The sequence below is a fragment of the Streptomyces gelaticus genome, assembly GCF_014649535.1.
In the GTDB taxonomy this organism is placed as follows: Bacteria; Actinomycetota; Actinomycetes; order Streptomycetales; family Streptomycetaceae; genus Streptomyces; species Streptomyces gelaticus.
Window position 1 is genome coordinate 1 of sequence record NZ_BMTF01000062.1, and the last position, 3893, is coordinate 3893.

The following is a 3893-nucleotide window of genomic DNA, read 5'->3' on the forward strand; positions in this document are numbered from 1 at the left end:
AGAGGTCAACGCCCGCAAGGGCTGACCGGCCGGCCCACGGGCCGACCCGTCACCCATACCGACGGCCCGGGGCCGTGCGGCGCACACGCACCACACGGCCCCGCACCCATTCCCACGAACGTTCCGTACGGTAAAAGCACGGCAAAACGCGCACGTCAAGCAGCTACCCGGACCTCCTGAGCGATCTTTTTCGGACTTTCCGGCCCACCGCTCCCTCGCGGCTCCGGAAGGCCCGCCGACGGCCCTATGCTCTACACGTCTGTAGAGAACGGGAACCGCCTTCGGCGTTACCGGACTCCCCGCACCCCTCGTACGCACATAAGGGAGTGAACGCCTCGATGGTGTTCAAACGACTGCTCGGCTCGCTCGGTGTGGGCGGCCCCACCGTCGACACCGTCCTCACCACCGGGGCCGCCGCTCCCGGCGGCCCCCTGTCCGGCCAGGTCCATCTCAAGGGCGGCAGCGCCGGCTTCGACATCGACCACATCGCGCTGGAACTCGTCGCTCGGGTGGAGGACGAGCGCGGCGACGAGGAAGCAGAGGGCGTCGTCGCCTTCGAACGCTTCACCGTCGGTGGCGGCTTCCGGCTGGCCGAGGGCGAGCAGCTCAGCGTGCCGTTCACGGTCGCGCTGCCCTGGGAGACTCCGATCACCGAGCTGTACGGGCAGAGCCTGGGCATTGTGCTCGGTGTACGCACGGAGGTCTCGGTCGCCGGGGCCAAGGACAAGGGCGACCTCGATCGGCTCGCGGTGGGTCCGCTGCCGGTGCAGGAGGCGATCCTCGAAGCGTTCGGACAGCTCGGCTTCGGCTTCAGGTCGGCGGATCTCGAGTACGGCCGCATCGGCGGCACCGGCCAGCAGCTCCCCTTCTACCAGGAGATCGAGCTGACCCCGTCGCCGCAGTACGCGCACGCGGTCAACGAGATCGAGGTGACCTTCCTCGCCACCGCGGGCGGCATGGAGGTGGTCCTGGAAGCCGACCGGCGCGGCGGTCCCCTCTCCGGCGGACACGACGCGCTCACCCGTTTCACGGTCGCGCACGACGGCATCCACCATCAGGACTGGCAGGCCCTCGTCGACGGCTGGCTCCGGCAGTTGGTCGAGCACCGGTCGGCATACGCGGAAGGCTCCGCGTACGGCCACGGCGACCCGTACGCCGGACACCCGGCCCACCACGAGGACCACCACCACGACGGCGGTCACCGCTCCGGTCCGGGCCTGGGCACGGCCGTCGCGGTGGGCGCGGCAGGTCTCGCGGTCGGCGTCGTCGGAGGCATGGTCGCCGCCGAAGTCGTGGACGAGGTGGGGGACTTCTTCGAGGACGACGAGGACGAGGACGGGGACGACTGATGTTCGGAATCAGCGAGATCGCGATCATTCTGGTCGTGGTGATCCTCCTCCTGGGCGCCAAGAGACTTCCCGAGCTGGCCCGTTCCGCGGGCAAGTCGGCCCGCATCCTCAAGGCCGAGGCGAAGGCGATGAAGGAGCCGAAGGGCGCAGAAGGGGAAACGGGAGCGCCGCGCGTCATCCGCGGGGAGACCGTCACCGGGCACGAGGCCGGGGGCCCGGGGCAGGGTGCGGGGCGACCGCCGCAGGGCCGCGCCTGAGACGTCGGGGCGGCTGGACGCCCAGGAGGTCAGGGGGTGCACGCCTCCGCGATCGACAGGCTGTTCTCGTACAGGTGGTGGCGGGTGATCCGGCCGTCCTCGACGGTGAGGCGCAGCGCGAAGGGGCCCTCGAAGGACTTGCCCGTCGCGCGGACGGTGCCCGAGAGATGCCCCGTCAGAACGGCGTCGATGCCGTCCACGAGGAAGGTGTCGATGGAGGCCCGCGCGTCCTCGGGCACGGTGTGCTCGGTCAACTCCGTGAACTGGGCGGCGCATTCGGCGGCGGTGGAGCGGGGCCGGATCCACGGAACCGCTGGGTTCTCCGCGAGCAGCCAGTCGACTTCGTCGGCGAAGAGCGCGGTGAGCTGTTCGGTGTCCCCGGCGAGGCGGAGGGCGAGGAAGCTCTGGACGGTGGCGCGGGTGGCGTCCGCGGTGGTGTGCGTCATGCGGCCCAGTCTGTACGGGCGCCGACGGGGCGTCGATTACGTCGAGGGTAATGACGGGGCGGGCAGGCCGAGCGGCGGAGGACATCTGGCCGATCCGGCGTGGGAACGCCCTCTCGCCTATGCCCTGAGTCCCGCGGCGATCGGACGGTGGTCGCTGCCGGTGGCGGGGAGGGTCCAGGCATCGGTGGGGAGGATGCCCCGGGTGAGGATGTGGTCGATGCGGGCGAGCGGGAAGGCCGCGGGCCAGCTGAATCCGAAGCCGGTGCCGGCCTTGTCCTTGACCGGCGTCAGCCGGGACGTCAGCGGCGCGAGCCTGCGGTCGGTGGTGGTGCCGTTGAGATCGCCCAGCAGGAGGACCTTCTTCTGCTGTTCGTGGTCGAGGACCCGGACGAGGGCGGTGAGGGCGTCATCGCGCCGGGCCGTGGCAAAACCGGATACGCCGACGCGGACCGAGGGCAGGTGGACCACGTAGACGGCGAGGGGGCCCTTCGGTCCCCGGACCAGGGCGCGCAGGGAGCGGCTCCAGCCGGGATCGATGGTGACGCGCCGGGATTCGGTGATCGGGTAGCGGCTCCACAGTGCGACGGTGCCGATGCGCACGGAGTGGGTGAGCCGACGGTCCAGCACCTTCCGGTAGGCAGGCAGCGCATCGTCGGTGATCTCCTCCAGGGCCACCAGGTCGGGGTCGGCGGCCAGCAGCGTCCGGGCGGTCGCGCCGGGGTCGGGGTTGGCGGCATTGACGTTGTGGGTCACCACGGTCATGTTCGGCTCTGCGTCGCCGCGCCCGCCGAGGAACACGGACGCGAACAGGGCGGACCACACGGCGCCGAGAAGCAGGGCGGCGATGACAGCCGGCACGGACCTGCGCAACAGCGCGGCCAGCAACAGCACCGGTACGGTCAGGCCGGTCCAGGGCAGCGCGGTTTCGAGCAGGCTGCCCAGGTTGCCCGGCGCATCGGGCACGAACGAGTGGCAGACCAGCGCCAGCCCCGTCGCCACGACGGCGGCACTCAGGATCCGGCCCCCACGCCGTCCCGGGCCGCGTCGGCCGGAACCGGGACCGGCGGTGGGTGTCCCGGCGGGATCGGAGAATCCGCCTCCGATGTGCACATCCGGGTAGGGGTCCTCGCGCAGGTCCGTCATGGCATGTCCTTCGGAAGGGGGCGGCAACGTCTTGCGGGGCGACTCAGGGGCTGCAGGCATGACAGGTCAGCCCGCCGCGTTGCTCAGGGGCGGCGGGCAGGTGCCACCGGGGGTGGTGAGCAGCTCGAAGTGCCACATCTCGTTGTTGTAGACCTGGCACAGGCCGTAGTCGGAGCCGTTGCGGATGAGCCAGTCGTCAGCGTCGGTGGGTCCGATGTCGACGGCCTTTCCCGACACGTGTGTCGACTTCTGCGGCGTATTGACGAACTGCCGCGCCTTCTCCGCGCTGCCGTGCTTCTCGATGGCCTCGTCCAGCAGGCGCTGCTGGTGCGCCTTGCTGCGCCACCCCGAGGTGACGCGGAGTTCGATGCCGTCCTCGCGGGCGTCCCGGGCCGCCTTCTGCACGGCCTTCAGCAGGCGTCCGTCCAGACGGCCGACGGCCGAGTAGCGGGTGTCGAACGGAGTGAGCTCACGGCCGTCCGGAAGGTCACCGCTGTCGGTGTCCTCCAAAGTCACCTCAGGAGTCGCCTCAGCGGTCGCCTCCGCAGCCGCTTCACCGCCGTCCCGGTCATGGTCCGCCGCCGCGGTGGCCTGCGTGTCCGGTTCACTCCGGGGCGTCACCCCCGTTATGTTTTCCGCGGTCCTGCAAGAGGGCCGCTGGCCTCCGGGCCCGGCATGACTGTTGCCCCCTGTCGAAC

General features: G+C 70.8%; 5 protein-coding genes. 2 read left to right on the plus strand and 3 right to left on the minus strand.

The features are described from left to right. The first annotated feature begins 338 nt into the window (after positions 1 to 338). Both IE107_RS34235 and IE107_RS34240 read left to right on the plus strand, forming a co-directional pair. Positions 339 to 1349, plus strand: coding sequence for a sporulation protein (locus tag IE107_RS34235; protein WP_189548242.1), 1011 nt, complete (start codon positions 339 to 341; stop codon positions 1347 to 1349). Then, positions 1349 to 1606: a twin-arginine translocase TatA/TatE family subunit gene (locus IE107_RS34240; RefSeq protein WP_189548243.1), complete on the plus strand. Its 258-nt coding sequence runs from the start codon at positions 1349 to 1351 to the stop codon at positions 1604 to 1606. The genes IE107_RS34235 and IE107_RS34240 overlap by 1 nt, the downstream gene beginning before the upstream one ends. Positions 1607 to 1635: 29 nt before the next feature. Here IE107_RS34240 and IE107_RS34245 read toward each other — a convergent pair whose 3' ends face one another. The 3 genes from IE107_RS34245 to IE107_RS34255 all read right to left on the minus strand — a co-directional run bounded on the left by IE107_RS34245 (position 1636) and on the right by IE107_RS34255 (position 3816). Beyond that, on the minus strand, positions 1636 to 2052 hold the full coding sequence (locus IE107_RS34245; protein ID WP_189548244.1) for a nuclear transport factor 2 family protein: 417 nt from the start codon (positions 2050 to 2052) through the stop codon (positions 1636 to 1638). A 117-nt stretch (positions 2053 to 2169) separates the two neighbouring features. Next, positions 2170 to 3195 carry an endonuclease/exonuclease/phosphatase family protein gene (locus IE107_RS34250; protein ID WP_189548245.1) on the minus strand — a complete coding sequence of 342 codons (1026 nt, stop codon included), beginning with the start codon at positions 3193 to 3195 and terminating at the stop codon, positions 2170 to 2172. A 66-nt stretch (positions 3196 to 3261) separates the two neighbouring features. After that, positions 3262 to 3816, minus strand: a complete 555-nt coding sequence (locus tag IE107_RS34255) for a M15 family metallopeptidase (RefSeq protein WP_189548246.1) — start codon at positions 3814 to 3816, stop codon at positions 3262 to 3264. Positions 3817 to 3893 lie beyond the last annotated feature (77 nt).